We start from the raw sequence: 18,318 nt of genomic DNA on the forward strand, positions 1-18,318 counted from the left end.
GGTCAGGGGGACGGGCGGAGGGTGCCGGCGCCGAGTCCTTCGAGGCCGAGGCGGAGGACGTCCGCGCCGAGCTCGCCGGTCTCGCGGAGCGCGGTCTCCAGCTCGGTGAGCTTGCGGAACGCTTTCCCGAGTTCCGCCTGTTCGGCCAGGGTGAGGCGGGGCAGGCGGGCGCGGCGGACGTCGAAGCGGGCCGACGAGGTGGAGCTGCGGAGCCGGGCGCCCTGCGCGCCGAGCAGCAGCCATCCGGCGACGAAGTCGGGGTCGGTGCGGGACGGGTCGACCCGCACCAGGGCCAGGCCGGGGCCGAGGGCCGGACCGTCCTCCAGCCCCCGCCCACCGCCGTCCAACGGACGGGCTCCGCTCGACAGCACGTCCTCCGCCATGACGCGCGAGACGGGGTGGCGGGCGGCGAGGGAGACGACGACGTCGCCCGCGGAAATCCGCACGTGGTCGGGGTCGGGTGCGGCCGTTCCCGTGGCGTCCCTGCCAAGGGCGATGTCGTCGAGGGTCAGAAGGGGCACGGTTCCTTCGCCCATCCGCACCCTGGCAGGGGGACGGAGTACTTGCAGCACGCCCGCCTTGGCGAGTTCTCCGACCGACGTCATGGGGACGTCGTCGCGCGCCTGCGCCTGCATAAGGGAGGACAGTTCGGCGACCGTCTGCGGTAGTTCCGCAGCCTTCTTCTCTAGGGCTTCGCGTGCGGCGGTGAACGAGCCCTCCGATGCGGGAGCGCTGCGCTGAGGAAGGTAACGGGCCGGGGTGAGGTCTACCTCGTCGTCCAGTAGGTCGATGATGCGGACCACGACGCTTGAATCCGTCCCGTCGCTCTTGCCTTTGAGGTAGCGACGGTAGGCGTTCAGGGCGATTTTGTGGAAGTTCTCTGGGTCGGCTGAGGTGTCGACCATCAGAACGTCGTCCTCGGGCTGGTCGCCTGGGGACGGACGGCGAAGAACCCACACTGCCAGCGCGACGGCCATGTTCGGCACCGCGCCCGAGGGCAGACCGATCACGGCCCGCAGCGTCCCGCGGCGAAGCAGTTCCGCGCGGACGCGGCGCCCTGAGCGGCGGTTCGCGACGGCAGGGGGCATGAGGATGGCGACCGTACCGCCGGGACGCGCGTGCGCGAGGCCGTGCTGGAGCCACGCAAGCTCCGACTCCATGCGCGGCGGCAGTCCGTACTCCCAGCGCGGGTCGCCGGTGAGTTCCTCATAGCCCCAGCCGCGGTCGTTGAACGGCGGGTTGGTGACGACGAGGTCGACCGTCCGTCCGGGGAAGGCGTCGGCGCGGAGCGAGTCTCCCGGGTGGACCTCGGCGGGGGCGCCGCGCAGCGCGAGCTGGGTCGCGGTCATGCGGGCGGTCGTGTCGTCGACCTCCTGGCCGAGGAGCTGCTCGACGTCCGTGAACACCTCGCTCGCCATGCTCAGGTACGCGCCGGTGCCGCACGCCGGGTCGAGGACGGTGCGCACGGAGCCGAGGGCACCGGATGCTCCGAGTTCGAGCATCAGCCGCACGACCGGCTCGGGCGTGAGGTAGACGCGGCGGCTGTGGTGCTCCAGGTAGCGGGTGCGCAGGAACTCGAACGCCTCCGCGACGCCGCGTTCGTCCACGAGGTCGGCGAGCGCGTCCGCGATCGGAACGTCGTCCGGGACGCCTGCGGGAACGTCGATCCGGCGGCCGTTGTCCGCGCGCAACTGGAGGAGGAACGCGCCGGCGTAGGTGAGCACGTCGGCGAGTTCGACGCCGCCGGCGGTCGCCTGGCGGAGGGTCTGCCACACGCGCTCGCGGACGGGCGAACCGGCCAGCTTGCCCTGGCCGCGAAGCCAGTGCTCCACCTCGGCGAGGGAGAACGTCGGGCTGACCGCCGTCCCGCCGACGGGCTGGGGAAAGTCGTCGTGGCGACGGCGCCAGTTGCTGACCGCCGCACGACCGACCGCGGCCAGACGCGCGATATCGGCCGCGGTGACCGTCGCGTCGTTAGACACCTGCACTCCCTCTACCGGCCTGCGGACGATCTCACCCTAGCGCCCACCACCCCGTTGCCACGGTTGATCTGATTCACGCCCCTACAGGGTTCTGTCCAACAATCTCTGACGCTCGCCAACTACCTGGGTTGATTGTGCTCACAATCGCTACCGTGGTTGGCTGATTACATCCTGGCTGTCGCCAAGACCGGGTGAAATGGCAAAGTGGTTCGAGCCCTGCGTTCGGAGAACGGTTTGCGAAAGGATCGTAGGCTGGTTCGATGACAGACATCGACCGCCTCGCGGACCGGCTGCGGTCATTCGCTGCCGAACGGAACTGGGAGCAGTTCCATACTCCGAAGAACCTGGCGATGGCCCTGACCGGTGAAGCCGGTGAGTTGCTGGCGGAATTTCAATGGCTCACGCCAGAGGAATCATCGACCGTGCTGCACGACCAGGCAGCCGGTGATCGAGTGCGCGCAGAGCTGGGGGACGTCTTCTTGTACGCAGTCCGGCTCGCCGACGTCCTGGGGATAGACCTGCTCCAAGTGGCGTACGACAAGCTTGCCGAGAACGAGCGTCGATATGACGCCGACGCCTATCGGGGAACAGCTCGAAAAGCGCCGCCACTGTCCTGACGTCACTACTTTCCAAAACTGCTTATAACGCTCACGTTCTCGTTTCTCGCACTTCACCCCGAACCATATAGTCGCTCCCAGCTCTGGATCGGCCCTGAGGTCGCCGGTCACACGGGGGCGCCGTCGTCGCGGTGCGCGGCGCTCGCGCGTGGAGAAGCTCGGCGCACGTCGAGGCTGTGGCCGTCGACCGAGCGCCCCGTCAGTGCCAGTACTACCTGCGTTTGGGTCTGACGCACCCGCTTCTCCTCGGACCGACGGACGTACTGGAATGGATGATTCCGTTCTGGTAGGATGAGAACAGAATGATCCGTTCCGGAGTGCTACGGAGGTAGCGACATGACCGGCTCCAGTGAGGTTCGTCCGTTTCGTATCGACGTGTCTGAGGCTGACCTGCAGGATCTTCGTGAGCGGCTCGGCCGCACCCGGTGGGGTGCCGCTCTGCCCGGTGCGGCGTGGGAGCGCGGCGTCGCGGTCGGGTACCTGCGCGAGCTCGTTGAGTACTGGCGCACCTCCTATGACTGGCGCGCCCAGGAGGCGAAGCTCAACGAGATCCCGCAGTTCGTCACCGAGATCGAGGGGCAGACCGTCCACTTCCTGCACGTCCGCTCGCCCGAGCCGGACGCGCTGCCGCTGCTGCTGTGCCACGGATGGCCCGGCTCGGTCGTCGAGTTCCTGGACATGATCGGCCCGCTCACCGACCCCCGTGCGCACGGCGGCGATGCCGCCGACGCGTTCCACGTCGTCATCCCGTCCATGCCGGGCTTCGGGTTCTCCGGCCCGACCCGCGAGGAAGGCTGGAACTCCGGCCGCATCGCCCGCGCGTTCGCGACGCTGATGAGCCGGCTGGGCTACGAGCGCTACGGGACGCAGGGCGGCGACATGGGCGCGTTCGTGGCACCGGAACTGGGCCGTGTCGACGCCGAGCACGTCGTCGGCGTCCACGTGAACGCCGCGACCTACGGTTTCATCCCGTTCGGCGAGGTGCCGGACGAGGAGAAGGCCGCGCTCGACGACCGCGAGCGCGCCCGGCTGGAGCGGCTCGCGAACTGGACCGCGGACGGCAGCGCGTACTTCCAGATCCAGGCGACCCGTCCGCAGACCCTCGCGTACGGGCTCACCGACTCCCCCGCCGGGCAGCTCGCCTGGATCGTCGAGAAGTTCAAGGAGTGGACGCACCCGTCCGGCGACCTCCCGGAGACCGCGATCGACCGGGACCGGATGCTCACCGACGTGATGTTCTACTGGCTCACCGACACCATCGGCTCGGCCGCCAACATGTACTACGAGAACATGCACATGTCCGGCGACTGGAACCCCGAGCCCCCGGCGACCCCGACCGGCGTCGCCGTCTTCGCCGAGGACGTCGCGATCCGCCGGTACGCCGAGCAGGGCAACAACATCGTCCACTGGTCCGACTTCGACGAGGGCGGCCACTTCGCCGCCATGGAGCGGCCCGACCTCCTCACCGCCGACGTCCGCACCTTCTTCCGGCCCCTCCGCTGACCTCTGGGGCCGTCTAGGCAATTCATCGCCGGTCTTGGGGCGAGCGCTGAGGCGCCCGCCTCAAGACCGGCCCGCGGCTGTGTGTGGGAGTGGTTGATTCTTAGGCGGTTTCGCGTTTGTCTAGGAGTGCTCCCACGAATCGGAAGAGCATCAGTAACGGCGGGATGAACGCGTAGAAGAACAGGGTGTATTCGCCGCCCTTGAAGATGAAGCCCAGATAGACGGCGTACCGAGGAAGCCCACGCCGATCACGGCGTTGCGCAGCCTCATGCCCCTGCTTTGGCCGCCTCCGATGGCCGCCATGATGAGCATGGCGACGCTGGACACCATTAGCAGAACGACGTACCACGAGAAAGTGGCGTCGGTACTGAAATCGATATTCACGATGCCTCTCGCAGGTCTGAGATAAAAGCTGGACGATCAGGGCGAGAGGGGGCTCGCCGCCCGTTCGTTGCGGCGACATCTGGCGCAACGGCAACCGTGAGGGGGTGTTGTGCGTCCCATCTAGGTCTAGTTCGTGGGGGTTTGGGCGGAACGAGAGGAATGTTGGGGGGATGCCGGTGGCCGGGGACGCGCCGACGCGGGAGCGGATCGGGCATCTTTACGACTACCTGAGCGCGCTCGCGCAGGAGATCTACGCCAAGCCCGTCCGGCATGTCGGGGAGCATGACGTCGCTGTTTCGCCGGACGGGTTGCCCGCCCATCCCGCGGTGCGCGTCGGGGCGGCGGCCGGGGACGCGTGGTTGCGCGTCGGGAAGGTGCCGAAGCCGCTGCCGCCCGCGCTTCCCCTTGAGCTGCACGAGCAGTTTCGGGGTGTTGCGCGCGACGATCCGTACGTCCCGCCGGAGGTTCCCGATGACCTCGCCACGGACGACGATCCCGACGTGGTGGTCGCCGAGTTCGAGCGGTGGCGGGAGAGTGTGTGGGCGCCTTGGGCCGAGGGGGCGCGGGACGCTCTTGCGGCGCGGCGGTTGTACGAGACGTTGTTCCGGCTGCGGCAGCGGATGCGGACGGACGAAGCCACGCACGAGCTGGTGTGGGGCCACGGCGTCCTCGGGTGGAAGCAGGGCGGGCACCGCGTGTGCCATCCGCTGCTGATCACGCGGGCGCGGATCGGGTTCGACGAGCGGTCCGGTGAGATCTCGATCGTGCCGGACGGGCTGCCCGTGCTGGAGCTGGACTGCCTGCAGGGCCTCGGCGTCGCCGGGCTCGACCAGCTCAACGCGGTCGTGGAGCACGTGCGGGACACGGCCGTCGATCCCTGGGCGATGGACGGGACGCGTGCGCTGTACCGGCGGATCCTCGCGCCGCTCGGGCTCGACGACCGGCTCGACGACGGGCCCGGGCTGCCGGAGGCAGGAAAGGCGCCTGTCATCGCGGCGACGTGGCGGTTGTTCGTGCGCAGGCGCCGGGTGATGTTCCTGCGGTTCTTCGAGCAGCTCAAGGCGGCTGTCGCCGATGGAGAACGGCTGCCGGCGCCGATGGTGGCGCTCGCGGCCGGGGAGGACGCCGCGCGGGAGGCCGTCGCGGCCGGTGACGCCGACTGGGCGCCGGTCGCCGGACGTCTGCTGCTGCCGCTCGCCGCGAACGACGAGCAGGAGCAGATCGCCCGGAAGCTCGCCCGGCACAGCGGCGTGACCGTGCAGGGCCCGCCCGGCACGGGCAAGAGCCACACCATCGCCAACCTCGTCTCGCATCTGGTCGCGCACGGCAAGCGGGTCCTGGTCACCGCGCACAAGGATCAGGCGCTCGCCGTCCTGCGGGAGAAGATCCCGGCGGAGCTGCGGGACCTGTCGCTGGCGGTGCTGGGGGCGTCGTCGGCGGATCTCACGGAGCTGCAGCGGTCCGTCCAGGCGATCACGGCGGCGGCCGACGGCGTCGACGAGGAGCGGGAGGAGCGGGCGACGGCCGCGCTCCGGGAACGGCTCGACCAGGTGCAGGGGGACGTGGCGCTGCTGCGCAAGCGGCTCCGCGAGTCGCTGGAGCGCGAGCGGCAGAGCCTGGAGGTGGGCGGGTTCCGGCGGACGGCGGCGGAGGTCGCCGAATGGCTGGCCGAGCATGAGGCCGAGCTCGCGCGCGTGCCCGATCCGCTCACGACGGCGTCCGGTTGCCCCCTGGACGCGCGAGAGATCACCGAGCTTTACACGCTCGCCGCCGGGATCGGGCGGCAGGACGCGGTCGCCGCGACCCTGGACCTGCCGCCCGCCCGGCGGCTCCCCGCGGGCGCCGGGCTCACCGCCCGGTGGGACGAGCTGCGCCGGCTCGGCGAGGTCCTCGCCGGGCTTCAGGAGCACGGCGCCGACCTCGGCGGCGTCGACGGCGTCGCCCCGGAGGAGCTGTCCGCGCTGGCCGACGAGTGCGGGCACGCCGCCCGGACGCTCGGGACGCTGCAGGAGCCGTGGGTGGCGCGGCTGCGGGGGCAGGTCGTCCAGAATCCGCGGTGGCGCGAGCTGTGGGCCGGGCACGCGCGGCGGCTGTCCGAGGACGCCGCGGAGTGCGGGCGGCTGCGGGCCACGATCGCCGGGTCGCTGATCGAGCTGTCCGCCGCGCCCTACCGGGAGACGCTCGCGCTGCTGGAGCAGGCGCGGGCGCGGTTCGCCCAGGGCAAGCGGGTGTCGCCGCTGGTGCAGCGCGGGCTCGCCCAGTTCCTCAGGACGACGCGGCTGGACGGCGAGCCGCCGCGGACCGCCGCAGACATCGACAAGATCGCCGCGTTCGCGGAGCTGCGCAGGCGGCGCGAGACGGCCGCCCGGCTGTGGCACGAGGAGCTGGTCGCGGCGCTCGGCGCGCCCGTCCCGCCGGGCGAGGGCGCCGTGGAGGTCTGGATCGACGCGGAGGCGCAGAAGATCCACGCCGCGCTGGCCTGGGAGATCGAGCACTGGCCGCGGCTGCGCTCGCGGCTGTCGCGCGTGATCGCGGACGAGGCCGTTCCGGCGCGTCCCGTCCCGGACGATCTGCACCGGTTCGCGACCGTGCTCGGCGGGCTGCAGGCGCGGGTCCGGCAGCGGCAGGTGCAAGCGGATTTCGACTCCCTGGCCGCTTTCCTAAGGGAGGCCCGGGGGCGGGACGGCGCCAGTCCGCTGTGGACCGATCTGGTGACCGCGCTGGAACGCCACGACGCCGACGCCTGGGACGCGGCGCTCGCGACCGCGGCGCGGCTGGACGCGTTGCGGCCCCAGGTGGCGCGGCTCAACGAGCTGCACGGGCGGCTCGCCGCCGTCGCGCCGCAGTGGGCGCGGCGCATCCTGGAGAGCGGCGGCGACGCCGGCGCGTGCGGCGACCCCTCGCGGCTCGGCCCGCTGTGGCGGTGGCGGCAGGCCGAGACCTGGCTCCGCGCGATCATCGACGCCGACGACCTCGGGCAGGTGCAGCGGCGCCTGGACGAGGTCCGGGAGGAGCAGCGCCGCCTCACCCTGGAGCTGACGCGGCGGTCCGCGTGGCTCGCCATGAAGCGGGGCCTCGGGCACACGCAGCGGCAGGCCCTCGTCGGCTGGCTGCAGACGCTCCGCAAGATCGGCAAGGGCACCGGGGTCAACGCGAACAAGTGGCGGGCCGAGGCGCGGCGGCTGATGCCGGAGGCGATGGGCGCGGTCCCGGTGTGGATCATGCCGTACTACCGGGTGGCCGAGTCGTTCGACCCCGCGGTCGCTCCCCCGTTCGACGTCGTCATCGTGGACGAGAGCAGCCAGTGCGACGTGTTCGCCATCGGGCTGCTCGGCCTCGGGCACAAGGTCGTGGTGGTGGGCGACGACAAGCAGATCAGCCCGTCCGCCGTGGGCGTCCGCCGCGACCGCGTGGACGAGCTGATCCGCACCCACCTGCCGGGCTTCCCCAACGCGCTGCTGCTGGACATGGAGTCGAGCCTCTACGACGCGTCCGCGCGGCTGTTCCCGGGCGTGGTGCGGCTGCGGGAGCACTTCCGCTGCCTGCCCCGCATCATCGAGTTCTCCTCGCAGCACTACTACGGCGGCGAGATCCAGCCGCTGCGGGAGGAGTCCGCCGACCGGCCGCCGGGGCCCGCGGTCCGCGCCGTGCACGTGCCGGACGGCGTCCGCCGCGACCTGGCGATCGGCAACGTCAACGAGGCGGAGGCGGACGCGGTCGTCGACCAGGTCGTCCAGTGCTGCTCCGACCCCGCCTACGACGGCCGGACGATGGGCGTCATCTCCCTGCTCGGGACGAGCCGCCAGGCGCAGCTCATCGACGAGCGGCTGCTGGGCAAGCTCGGCCCTGAGGAGTACGAGCGCCGCCTGCTGCGCTGCGGCGACTCCTACAGCTTCCAGGGCGACGAGCGCGACGTGGTCTTCATCAGCGTGGTGTCGGACGGGGAGGGCGCGCCGTTCACGTCCCGGCGGTACGAGCAGCGGATCAACGTCGCCGCGAGCCGCGCCCGGGACCAGATGTGGGTGTTCCACAGCGTCCAGCCGCACCGGCTGCACCCCGAGGACCAGCGGGCCCGGCTCATCCGGTACGCCGCGGACGGGCAGCGCTCCACCGACCTCGCCCGCGACCTGGAGGCCCGCTGCGACTCGGAGTTCGAGCGCCGCGTCCTGCGCCTGCTGCTGGGCCGCGGCTATCTCGTCACGCCGCAGCATGCCGTGGGGAACCTGCGCATCGACCTGGTGGTGCGCGGCGGCGGCCACAAGCTGGCGATCGAGTGCGACGGCGACAAGTTCCACGGCCCCGGCCAGTGGGAGGACGACCTGCGCCGCCAGGCCGTCCTGGAGCGGCTCGGCTGGCGGTTCTGGCGCGTCCGCGGCAGCGTCTTCTACCGCGACCCGGACGCCGCGATGTCCTCGCTCTGGCCCCTGCTCGGCTCGCTCGGCATCACGCCTGACCACTCCGCCGATATCGGCCCCTGAACCGGGCTGATATCGGCCCTTGAACGAGGCGTATGCCATAGAAGGGGGCCACCCCGCCAGGGATGCTGTGTCCTGAGACGTCCCGTGGACGCCGACCCGGAGGGCACAGACGTTGGACCGCACACGAGTGTTCCTGGCCTGGTCCCAGGAGGTTCAAGAGGACGAGGCCCTGCGCAAGGCCCTCGACATCGTCAAGCGGCAGCTCGGCGAGCGCGACTGCGCGGTCTACGACTGGAGCGAGCAGCAGCACATCCGCAACATCGGGCAGGAGATCGAGGAGCAGATCCAGGCCTGCGACCTGATGATCCTGGAGGGCACCTCCGGCCGGCCCAACCTGGCGTTCGAGGTCGGCTTCGCCCGCTGCGCCGACATCCCGGTGATCGTGCTGAAGCAGGAGGACTCCGGCGACCTGCCGGAGGACTTCGGCGCCCCGAAGTACCTGCGCTACCCCGGCGACGCGAGCTGGGAGCCGAACTTCAAGCGGTTCGAGGCCGACCTGCGCCGCCTGCTGGACGGCCTGCAGAGCGGCGTCCTCAGCCCGGGCCACCGGGAGCTGCGCCGCGCGCGGGGCGAGTTCCACCGCGGCGTCCAGCAGATCCTCGACGCCCATTCCGGCGACCACGCCCACCTCTACCTGATGGACGGGCTCGTGCGGGCGCTGTCCGGAGCGGTGCGGGAGGGCGGGCAGTCCGTCATCACCGCGCACTCCGAGTACTACGTGCGCATGTTCAACGCGCTGCAGAAGAACAAGGACATCCGGGTCAAGGCGATCGCCGACCTCACCGAGGACGTCGAGCCGTTCTGGAAGTCGAACAAGCCCGACCTGAGCACGCCGGTCGGCGAGCGCATCTTCCTCATCGACTGGCGGCTGTTCTTCGAGGGCGAGGCGGAGCTGTCGCGCTACATCGACACCTGGCGCAAGGAGCTGCAGCGCTACAAGGACTACAAGATCTACGTGGCCACCAAGGACGACATCGACCGGCGCGCGAGGCACCCGTTCAGCAGCGAGTCGATCGGCCTGAACCTGCTGCTCATCGAGGGCGACGCGACCTTCGGCGGGTACCGGCGCAGTCGCAACTCCACCGGCCACCAGATGTTCGTGATGGAGCACGACGAGCACCGCTGCGAGAACGCGAAGGTGTTCTACAACGCGGTGCTGGAGGGCGCGGTCGAGTTCGGGCCCACCGACGACTTCGTCAGCCTGAAGCGGGCGTGGCTCACCAAGCACCGGATCGGCCACTGGGACCCGGCCTGGACGCAGCAGACCGAGCGGCGCCCGCCGGTCTACTTCGACCGGTACGACCAGCACGCCCGCTGCTGGATCCCGTCCTACAACGAGATGATCTCCGAGTGCGCGGCGGCCGTCGCGCGGGAGGTGCTGCACATCAGGCAGGGCACGGGCAAGCCGGTGAACCTGCTGGAGATCGGGCACGGCACCGGCAGCCTGACCGCCCGCATCCTGCCGTGGATCAAGCATCTGCGGGCGCCGTCCGAGGCGCTCGGCGACCTCCCGCCGGTCGGCCACTACTACGCCGTCGACCGCGCCGAGCAGATGCACGACCTGGCGCGCGAGTACCTGGGCGACGACGTCAACGCGCGCGTGTACCTGCTCCGGCAGATCGCGTGGCAGGGGCTGCGCGACGACCTGCAGTACGACGTGGTCTTCGGTTCGCTGGTGGCGCACTTCATGCTCGACCACGGCGCCGGGCGGGCGAGCGCCGACTCGTTCTTCACCGAGTGCGTCAAGCGGCTGCGTCCCGGCGGGAGCCTGGTGTTCTCCGACGCTTTCGGGGTCGACGAGGACACGGGCGCCGACACCGCCGGGGCGGTCGGGCTCTGGCGCGACTCGATGGTGGCGAGCGGGCTGTCGGAGGAGTACGCCGACGGCTTCATCACCGGCAACCCGGACATGTGCGACGCGTTCAGCTTCGCGGAGCTGAAGGAGTCCGCCGAGGGCCGCGGGCTCGTCGCGGTGGGCGCGCACTCGATCGGGTCGGTGCCGCTGTTCAAGGTGCTGGTGTTCCGGCGCCCCGCTCAGGACGCCTCGCCCGCGACCTAGCCCGCGGCGCCCGCGACGTAGCCGACGGCGAGGGCCCGCGCGACGGCGCGGACCGACTCGTCCGGCGGCAGGAACGTCGGCCGGTGCAGCGGGACCGGCTCGAACCCCGGCGCGCCCCGCAGCCCCACGAAGATCATGAGCGCCGGGCAGACGGCCCGGTAGTGCGCGAAGTCGTCGCCGCCGCACGACTTCCAGGGCGGCGCGATCCCGAAGCCCGCCCGTTGCGCGAGCGCGCGGGCTGTGCGGGCGAGGCGCTCGTCGTTCACCAGCGCGGGCTCGCTCTTGGGGAAGGCCAGCGTCGCCGTGCAGCCGTGGGCGGCGGCGATGTGCCCGGCCATCTCGGTGACGGCGCGGCGCAGCCGGTCCTGGTCGTCCTCGTCGAGCGCGCGGATCGTGGCCAGGGCCTCGGCCCGTCCGGGGATGACGTTCTCCGCCGCTCCCGCCCGGACGCTCCCGACCGTCAGCGTCGCGCCGCGCACCGGGTCGACGCGGCGGCCGACGAGCCCGTGCAGGGCGACCACCAGGTGCGCCAGCGGCAGCACGGGATCGGCGGCCAGGTGCGGGTAGGCGGCGTGCCCGCCCGCCCCCTCGATGACGATGTGCACGGCGGCGGCCGCGGCGTTGACGGCGCCGGGTTCGATCCCGAGGCCGTCCCAGGGCAGGTCGGGGTGGACGTGCGCGGCGACCGCGGCCGTCACGCCCGCGGCGAGGCCCGGGTCGCCGACCAGGGCCAGCGCGCCGGACGGGGACCGCTCCTCGCTCGGCTGGAAGACCGCGACCAGCCGGGCCGGGAGGGCGTCCCGCACGCGGTGCGCGGCGCGGACGAGCGCGGTGAGGGCCGCGAGGTGCACGTCGTGGCCGCAGGCGTGCATGCGCCCGTTCGCGGCGGCGTGCGGCGACCCGGTCCGCTCCTCGATGGCGAGGCCGTCCAGTTCGGCGCGCACCCATACGGCGTCCCGCCCGGCGGGGCCGAAAGAGACGAGGCGGCCGGTGCCGGCGAAGGGCGTCCCCGGGACCGGGAGGCGGGCCTCGACCAGCGCGATCGTGGCGTGCTCCTGGGCGCCGAGCTCGGGGACGGCGTGCAGGCGGTGCCGCAGTTCCATCGCGGCGGGCAGCTCGTCGTCCAGCAGGTCGAGCAGCTTCGGCAGCATCCCGGTCTGATCCAGACCGGCCCGGGAGACGCCGTCAGGGATCATGCGGACCGCCCGTCTCGAAGCCCACGATCAGAATGACACCGGCGCCGGGCCCCACCAAGCCCGCGTTTGCGTCCGGCTGCGGCCCGGGCGGCCGGGCAGGCCGCGATGCGGGAGAATCGGGGCATGCGGTTCGGCGTCCTGGGCCCGGTGGAGGCCCGTGCTGACGGTGCCGCCGTGCCGGTGGGCGGGCCAGCGGTGCGGGCGGTGCTGGCGATGCTGCTGCTGGACGCGGGGCGGGTCGTCCCGTCCGGGCGGCTCATCGACGGGCTGTACGGGGAGAAGCCGCCGAGCGGGGCCGCCAACGCGCTGCAGTCGCAGGTGTCGCGGCTCCGGCGCGGGCTGGGGGACGCGGGCCTGGTCGAGAACCTTCCGGCCGGGTACCGGATCGCGGTCGGGGCCGACGACGTCGACGTCCACCGGTTCGAGCGGCTGGCGCGCGACGGGCGCCGGGCGATTGCGGACGGGCGGCACCGCGCCGCGGCCGGGGCCTTCGAGGAGGCGCTCGGGCTCTGGCGCGGGCCCGCCCTGGCCGACGTGAGCGCGCCGTTCGCGGAGGCGCAGGCGGCGCGGCTGGAGGAGGAGCGGGCGGCGGTCGTCGAGGAGCTCGCGGAGGCGCGGCTCGCGATCGGGGAGGCCGCGACGGTGGTCGCGGAGCTGCGCGGGCTGGTGGACGCGCAGCCCTTGCGGGAGCGGGCGCGGGCGCTGCTGATGCGGGCGCTGCACGGCTCCGGGCGGCAGGCGGAGGCGCTCTCCGTGTTCGAGGACGGGCGGCGGATCCTGGCCGAGGAGCTGGGCGCCGACCCGTCGCGGGAGCTCGCGGACGTGCACCTGGCGATCCTGCGCGGCGAGATCGGCGGGGCGGAGCCCATACGGGCGAACCTGCCTGCGCAGCTCACCAGCTTCGTCGGACGCGAGGAGGAGCTGCGCCGGGTGGGGAAGATGCTCGCGGACGGACGGCTCGTCACGCTGCTCGGCCCCGGCGGCGCGGGCAAGACGCGGCTGGCGGTCGAGGCGGCGGGCCGGGAGGGCGGCGACGTCTGCTTCGTCGACCTCGCGCCGGTCGGCCGCGACGAGGTCGCGAAGGCGCTCCTCGGGGCGCTCGGGCTCCGCGAGGGCGGGATGCGGCCGGTGCCCGGCGAGCAGCCGGACACGCTGGAACGGCTGGTCACGGCCCTGGACGGACGGCGGATGCTGCTCGTGCTGGACAACTGCGAGCACGTCGTCGTCCAGGTGGCGAACCTCGCGCACCGGCTGCTGACCGCCTGCCCCGGCCTGCGGGTGCTCGCGACCAGCCGGGAGGCGCTCGGCATCACGGGCGAGGCGCTGCGGCCGCTGCCGCCGCTGGAGCTGCCGCCCGAGGGCGCGCCGGCGGGCGACGTGGCGGCGTATCCGGCGGTGCGGCTGTTCCTCGACCGGGCCGGGGCGGTGCGCCCGGATTTCGCGGTGGACGACGGCAACGTCGCGTCCGTCGTGGGCATCTGCCGGGCCCTCGACGGGCTGCCGCTGGCGATCGAGCTGGCGGCGGCGCGGCTGCGGTCCCTGCCCGTCGGGGAGGTCGCGACGCGGCTGGACGACCGGTTCCGGCTGCTGTCGCGCGGCGACCGGAGCGCCCCGGCCCGGCACCGGACGCTGCGCGCCGTCGTCGAGTGGAGCTGGGACCTGCTGGACGAGCCGGAGCAGACGCTCGCCCGGCGGCTCACCGTGTTCTCCGGCGGGTTCACGCTGGCGGCGGCCGTGGGCGTCTGCGACCCGGACGGCGAGCTGGACGACGCCGGCGAGCTGGTCGCCGAACTGGCCGACAGGTCGCTGCTGCAGAGCGACGGCGCCCGGTACCGGATGCTCGACACCGTCCGCGCGTTCTGCGCGGAGCGGCTCGCCGCGGCGGGCGAGGCGGAGCGGTTCGAGCGGGCGCACGCCGAGTACTTCCTCGCGCTCGCGCAGCGCGCCGACCCCCAACTGCGGGGCCTCGAGCAGCTCGAATGGCTCGCGCTCCTCGCCGCCGACCACGGGAACCTGCACGCGGCGCTGCGGTGGTCGATCCGGCTGGACCGGGCGCTCGCGCTGAGGCTGACGGCGTCGCTGTCGTGGTACTGGTGGCTGCGCGGCCGCGTCGAGGGCGCGCCGCTGGCGTCGGAGCTGCTGGGCGCGATCGGCTCCGAGGTGCCGGACGGCCTCGACGAGGAGTACGTCCTGTGCGTCACCACGGCCGTGGCGGGCGGCAGCACCGGCGAGCAGGCGGTGGCGTGGCTCGACCGGGCCGACGCGCTCCTGCGCCGCATCCAGCGCCCGCTGGCCTACCCGGTGGCGATCGTCCTGTGGGCGCTGACGGCGGGCCCCGACCGCACCGACCACGAGGTCTTCGCCATGCAGGTCGGAGACGACCCGTGGTCGCGGGCGCTGCTGCGGATGAGCGATGTGTTCCTCGCCCAGGCCGAGGGCGACGTCGCGGAGATGGAGCTGGCGGGCGCGGAGGCCCTGCGCGGGTTCCGGGCGTGCGGCGACCGCTGGGGCACGGCCAACTCGCTCGACCCGCTCGCCCAGGCGGCCGGGCGGCGCGGCGACCGGCGGCGCGCGCTCAGGCTGCTGGACGAGGCGCTGGAGCTCACGGCGCAGCTCGGCGCGCTGGAGGACACCGCCGACCTGCTCTACCAGCGCGGCTTCGTGCACATCCTCGGCGGCGACCTGGACGCGGCGCACGCCGAGTTCGAGCGCGGCGTCGAGATGGCCCACCGGGCCGGCACCCCCGACAAGATCGCGGGCGGCTATCAGGGGCTCGGCGAGGTGGCGCGGCTGCGCGGAGACCTCGCCGGGGCGCGGCGGCTGTACGAGACCGCGCTGACCGGCTACTCCTCCGAGCGGTTCATCGCCGCCGCCGTCCGGGGCTCCGCGCTGGTCGGGCTGGGCTGGCTGGCGCTGGCCGAGGGCGACCCGGCGCGGGGGCGGGAGCTGTTCGTCCAGGCGCTCGACATGTCGATCGACCATCCGATCTTCCTGTACCGGTCGCTCGCGGGCGCCGGGCTGGCGGGCGCGGCGGTCGCGGAGGGCGACGGCGCCCGGGCGGCGGCGCTGCTCGGCGCGGCCGCGGCGCTCCAGGGCGTCCAGGTCGCCGGCGACCCGGACACGGGGCGGGTCTCGTCCGGGGCCCGCGAGCTGATCGGCGACGCCGCGTACGAGGCGGCGTTCGCCGAGGGCGCCGCGCTGTCGCGGGAGGAGGCGCGCGCCCTGCTCACCGCCCGCTGACGGCGCGGCACGGCGCGGGAACGGCGCGGTCAGCGGACGGTGCGGAGACGGTCAGCGCCCTTCGCGACCCTTGCGGGCATGAACACCTCGGCCCGCAAATGGGGCACGTTCGCGATCTGCCTGCTGGTCGCGCTCGTGCCGAACATCGACCTCACGGCGCTCAACCAGGCCGTCCCGCATCTGAGCGCGGACCTGCATCCCTCGTCCACCCAGATCCTGTGGATCGCGGACGCCTACGGGTTCGCGCTCGCCGGGCTGCTGATCACCATGGGCGGCATCGGCGATCGCATCGGGCACAAGAGGCTGCTGCTGATCGGCACCGCGCTGTTCGCCGCCGCGTCGGCCGTGACCGCCTACGCGCCGAGCGCGGAGCTGCTGATCGCGGCCCGCGCCGTGCTGGGCGTCGCGGGCGCCACGCTGATGCCGTCGTGCCTGTCGCTGATCCGCCGCGCCTTCGCCGAGCCGAAGGAGCGGACGATGGCGGTCGGCGCGTTCATGGGCGTCGCCGGGCTCGCGGTGGGGCTCGGGCCCGTCGTCGGCGGCGCGCTGCTCGACCACTTCTGGTGGGGCTCGGTCTTCCTGATCAACGTTCCGATCATGGCGGTGGCGCTGGTCGCGGGCGCGGTCGTGCTGCCCGGGTCGCGCAGCCCGGTGTCCGGGCGGCTCGACCTGATCAGCGTGCCGCTGTCGGTCGGCGGCGTCCTCGGCGCCGTGTACGCGATCAAGGAGGCGGCGGCGCACGGCCTGGACCAGCCGGGGATCTACGTGTCGGCGGTGGCGGGCGTGCTCGCGCTCGCGGCGTTCCTGGTCCGGCAGACCCGGCTGGACGAGCCGCTGATCGACGTCCGGCTGTTCCGGAACGCCGCCTTCACCGGCTCGGTCGCCACCACCATGTTCGCGATGTTCGCCCTGGTCGCGCAGTCGCTGATCTTCTCGCTGTTCTTCCAGCTGGCGCTCGGCTGGTCGCCGCTGAAGGCGGGCCTCGCCGGGCTGCCCGGCGCGGCCGGGGCGATGCTCGGCGGCGCGCTGCTCGCCCCGCCGCTGATCGGCGCGCTCGGCCGGGCCCGCGTCGTCGCGGCCGGGATGCTGCTCGCCGCCTGCGGCTTCGCGCTGTACCTGACGTTCGGGCTGCACACCTCGTACTGGGCGATGGCCCCCGCGATGCTGCTGGGCGGGATCGGGATGGGCATGGGGCTCACGGTCACCGGGGACACCGTGCTCGCGTCCGTCCCGAAGGAGCGGTCCGGGGCGGCGTCGGCGATCTCGGAGACCGCGACCGAGCTGGGCGGCGCGCTCGGGATGGCGGTCCTCGGCAGCGTCCTGAACGCGGTGTACCGGAACGTGCTGGACCTTCCGGCGGGCGTGCCCGCGCCCGCCGCGGCCGCGGCCCGCGACTCCCTCGGCGCGGCCCTGCAGACCGCCGCGGGGCTCCCGGACGCGCTCGCCGCCCAGGTCGGCGCGGCGGCCCGGGACGCGTTCGTGGACGGCATGCACGCCGCGCTCGTGTGCAGCGCCGGGTGCGCCGCCCTGGTCGCGGTCTTCGCGCTCGTCACGCTCCGCAACGTCCCGAAGGTGATCCCGGACGCCACCGGCGATCCCGATCTGGAAAAAGTGATATCACTTTGATAGGTTGATGATAACCAATGGGAGCGAAGGGGGACGGCGATGGCGGAAGTGACGCCCCGGGTCGAGATGCCGCGTCCGACGATCGAGGAGCGGGCGGCGGCCGACCGCGGCGGGTGGGCGATGCTCGGGCTCGCCCTGGCGCTGATCCTGCTCGCCGCCGTGGCGGTGCTGGTGGGCGTGGCGGCCGGAGGGGGCGCCGCCGTCGCGGCGGGCGTCGTCGTGGGGTCGCTGCTCGGGCTGGCCGGGCTGGTCGTCGCGGCCGGGCTGACCCCGGTCGCGCCGAACGAGGCCCGGGTGCTGCAGCTGCTCGGACGGTACTACGGGACGGTCCGCACCGACGGGCTCCGCTGGGTCAACCCGCTGACGGAGCGGAGCCGGGTGTCGACGCGGATCCGCAACCACGAGACCGGCCACGCCAAGGTCAACGACCTGGACGGGAACCCGATCGAGATCTCGGCCGTGGTCGTGTGGCAGGTCGCCGACACCGCGCGGGCCGTGTTCGAGGTCGACGACTTCGTCGAGTTCGTGGCGTTCCAGACGGAGGCGGCCGTCCGGCACATCGCGGGCAGCTTCCCCTACGACGCCCACGACCGGACCTCGCTGCGCGACAACGCCGACGAGATCACCGCGCAGCTGTCGGAGGAGCTGGCGCTGCGCGTCGCGTCCGCGGGCGTCGACATCATCGAGTCGCGGATCACGCGGCTGGCCTACGCGCCCGAGATCGCGCATGCGATGCTGCGCCGGCAGCAGGCGGGCGCGGTGGTGGCGGCGCGGCAGCGAATCGTCGAGGGCGCGGTCGGCATGGTCCAGCTCGCGCTGGAGCGGCTGGACGAGGAGAACGTCGTCGCCCTGGACGAGGAGCGCAAGGCGGCGATGGTCAGCAACCTGCTGGTCGTGCTGTGCGCCGACCGCGATGCGCAGCCGGTGGTCAACACCGGCAGCCTCTACCAGTGACACCCCTGCCCGTGGCTGAGCGGAAGAAGATCCTGCTGCGGCTCGACCCGGCGGTGCACGACGCCATCGCACGCTGGGCCGGGGACGAGCTGCGCAGCACCAACGCGCAGATCGAGTTCCTGCTGCGGCGGGCGCTCGCCGACGCGGGCCGGATGCCCGGGTCGGCCGGACGGATGCGCGGGCGGGGCCGTCCCCGCGCGGAGGAGGCCCCTCCCGGCGGCACGAACGACGAGCACGACCCGCCACGCCCGGCGCGCGGCGGCGGGAACGAGGACTAGC

The 18,318-nt window shown here is 73.0% G+C and carries 11 protein-coding genes; 8 read left to right on the forward strand and 3 right to left on the reverse strand.

Going from position 1 to position 18,318, the window contains the following annotated elements; genetic code table 11:
• Positions 1-2: 2 nt before the first annotated feature.
• Positions 3-1,982, reverse strand: a complete 1,980-nt coding sequence (locus ETD83_RS19465; protein WP_138646565.1) for an N-6 DNA methylase — start codon at positions 1,980-1,982, stop codon at positions 3-5.
• 260 nt (positions 1,983-2,242) lie between these two features.
• Between ETD83_RS19465 and ETD83_RS19470 the strand changes: the two genes are divergently transcribed.
• Positions 2,243-2,599, forward strand: coding sequence for a nucleotide pyrophosphohydrolase (locus tag ETD83_RS19470; RefSeq protein WP_138646566.1), 357 nt, complete (start codon positions 2,243-2,245; stop codon positions 2,597-2,599).
• Between the two features lie 107 nt (positions 2,600-2,706).
• On the opposite strand, the gene ETD83_RS45385 is transcribed toward ETD83_RS19470, so the two are convergent.
• Positions 2,707-2,835 carry a hypothetical protein gene (locus tag ETD83_RS45385; protein ID WP_268920469.1) on the reverse strand — a complete coding sequence of 43 codons (129 nt, stop codon included), beginning with the start codon at positions 2,833-2,835 and terminating at the stop codon, positions 2,707-2,709.
• Between the two features lie 100 nt (positions 2,836-2,935).
• On the opposite strand from ETD83_RS45385, the gene ETD83_RS19475 reads away from it, so the two are divergent.
• The 3 genes from ETD83_RS19475 to ETD83_RS19485 all read left to right on the forward strand — a co-directional run bounded on the left by ETD83_RS19475 (position 2,936) and on the right by ETD83_RS19485 (position 11,023).
• A complete protein-coding gene (locus ETD83_RS19475; RefSeq protein WP_138646567.1) occupies positions 2,936-4,102 on the forward strand; it encodes an epoxide hydrolase family protein in 1,167 nt (388 codons plus the stop codon).
• Between the two features lie 554 nt (positions 4,103-4,656).
• Entirely contained in the window at positions 4,657-8,964 is a 4,308-nt protein-coding gene (locus ETD83_RS19480; RefSeq protein ID WP_138646568.1) for an AAA domain-containing protein, read from the forward strand.
• A 112-nt stretch (positions 8,965-9,076) separates the two neighbouring features.
• Positions 9,077-11,023 (forward strand): class I SAM-dependent methyltransferase, encoded by a 1,947-nt coding sequence (locus tag ETD83_RS19485; RefSeq protein ID WP_138646569.1) that lies wholly within the window; start codon positions 9,077-9,079, stop codon positions 11,021-11,023.
• Here ETD83_RS19485 and ETD83_RS19490 read toward each other — a convergent pair.
• Complete coding sequence (locus ETD83_RS19490) at positions 11,020-12,219, reverse strand: M20 metallopeptidase family protein (RefSeq protein ID WP_230421026.1); 1,200 nt, start codon at positions 12,217-12,219, stop codon at positions 11,020-11,022. The genes ETD83_RS19485 and ETD83_RS19490 overlap by 4 nt on opposite strands.
• A 123-nt stretch (positions 12,220-12,342) precedes the next feature.
• Here ETD83_RS19490 and ETD83_RS19495 point away from each other — a divergent pair, with 123 nt between their 5' ends.
• The 4 genes from ETD83_RS19495 to ETD83_RS19510 all read left to right on the forward strand — a co-directional run bounded on the left by ETD83_RS19495 (position 12,343) and on the right by ETD83_RS19510 (position 18,317).
• Entirely contained in the window at positions 12,343-15,459 is a 3,117-nt protein-coding gene (locus ETD83_RS19495; RefSeq protein WP_171064327.1) for a BTAD domain-containing putative transcriptional regulator, read from the forward strand.
• Between the two features lie 78 nt (positions 15,460-15,537).
• Entirely contained in the window at positions 15,538-17,085 is a 1,548-nt protein-coding gene (locus tag ETD83_RS19500) for an MFS transporter (protein ID WP_138646571.1), read from the forward strand.
• A 39-nt stretch (positions 17,086-17,124) separates the two neighbouring features.
• A complete protein-coding gene (locus ETD83_RS19505) occupies positions 17,125-18,039 on the forward strand; it encodes an SPFH domain-containing protein (RefSeq protein WP_138646572.1) in 915 nt (304 codons plus the stop codon).
• A gap of 11 nt (positions 18,040-18,050) precedes the next feature.
• On the forward strand, positions 18,051-18,317 hold the full coding sequence (locus tag ETD83_RS19510; protein WP_138646573.1) for a hypothetical protein: 267 nt from the start codon (positions 18,051-18,053) through the stop codon (positions 18,315-18,317).
• The last annotated feature ends 1 nt before the right edge of the window (position 18,318 follow it).

The sequence above is a fragment of the Actinomadura soli genome (genome assembly GCF_005889715.1).
Taxonomy (GTDB): Bacteria; Actinomycetota; Actinomycetes; order Streptosporangiales; family Streptosporangiaceae; genus Spirillospora; species Spirillospora soli.

Bases quoted from the DNA above. Each gene is read 5' to 3' on its own strand.
- ETD83_RS19470 (WP_138646566.1), top strand. From the start codon at position 2,243: ATGACAGACATCGACCGCCTCGCGGACCGGCTGCGGTCATTCGCTGCC.
- ETD83_RS19475 (WP_138646567.1), top strand. From the start codon at position 2,936: ATGACCGGCTCCAGTGAGGTTCGTCCGTTTCGTATCGACGTGTCTGAG.
- ETD83_RS19480 (WP_138646568.1), top strand. From the start codon at position 4,657: ATGCCGGTGGCCGGGGACGCGCCGACGCGGGAGCGGATCGGGCATCTT.
- ETD83_RS19490 (WP_230421026.1), bottom strand. From the start codon at position 12,219: ATGATCCCTGACGGCGTCTCCCGGGCCGGTCTGGATCAGACCGGGATG.
- ETD83_RS19495 (WP_171064327.1), top strand. From the start codon at position 12,343: ATGCGGTTCGGCGTCCTGGGCCCGGTGGAGGCCCGTGCTGACGGTGCC.
- ETD83_RS19500 (WP_138646571.1), top strand. From the start codon at position 15,538: ATGAACACCTCGGCCCGCAAATGGGGCACGTTCGCGATCTGCCTGCTG.
- ETD83_RS19505 (WP_138646572.1), top strand. From the start codon at position 17,125: ATGGCGGAAGTGACGCCCCGGGTCGAGATGCCGCGTCCGACGATCGAG.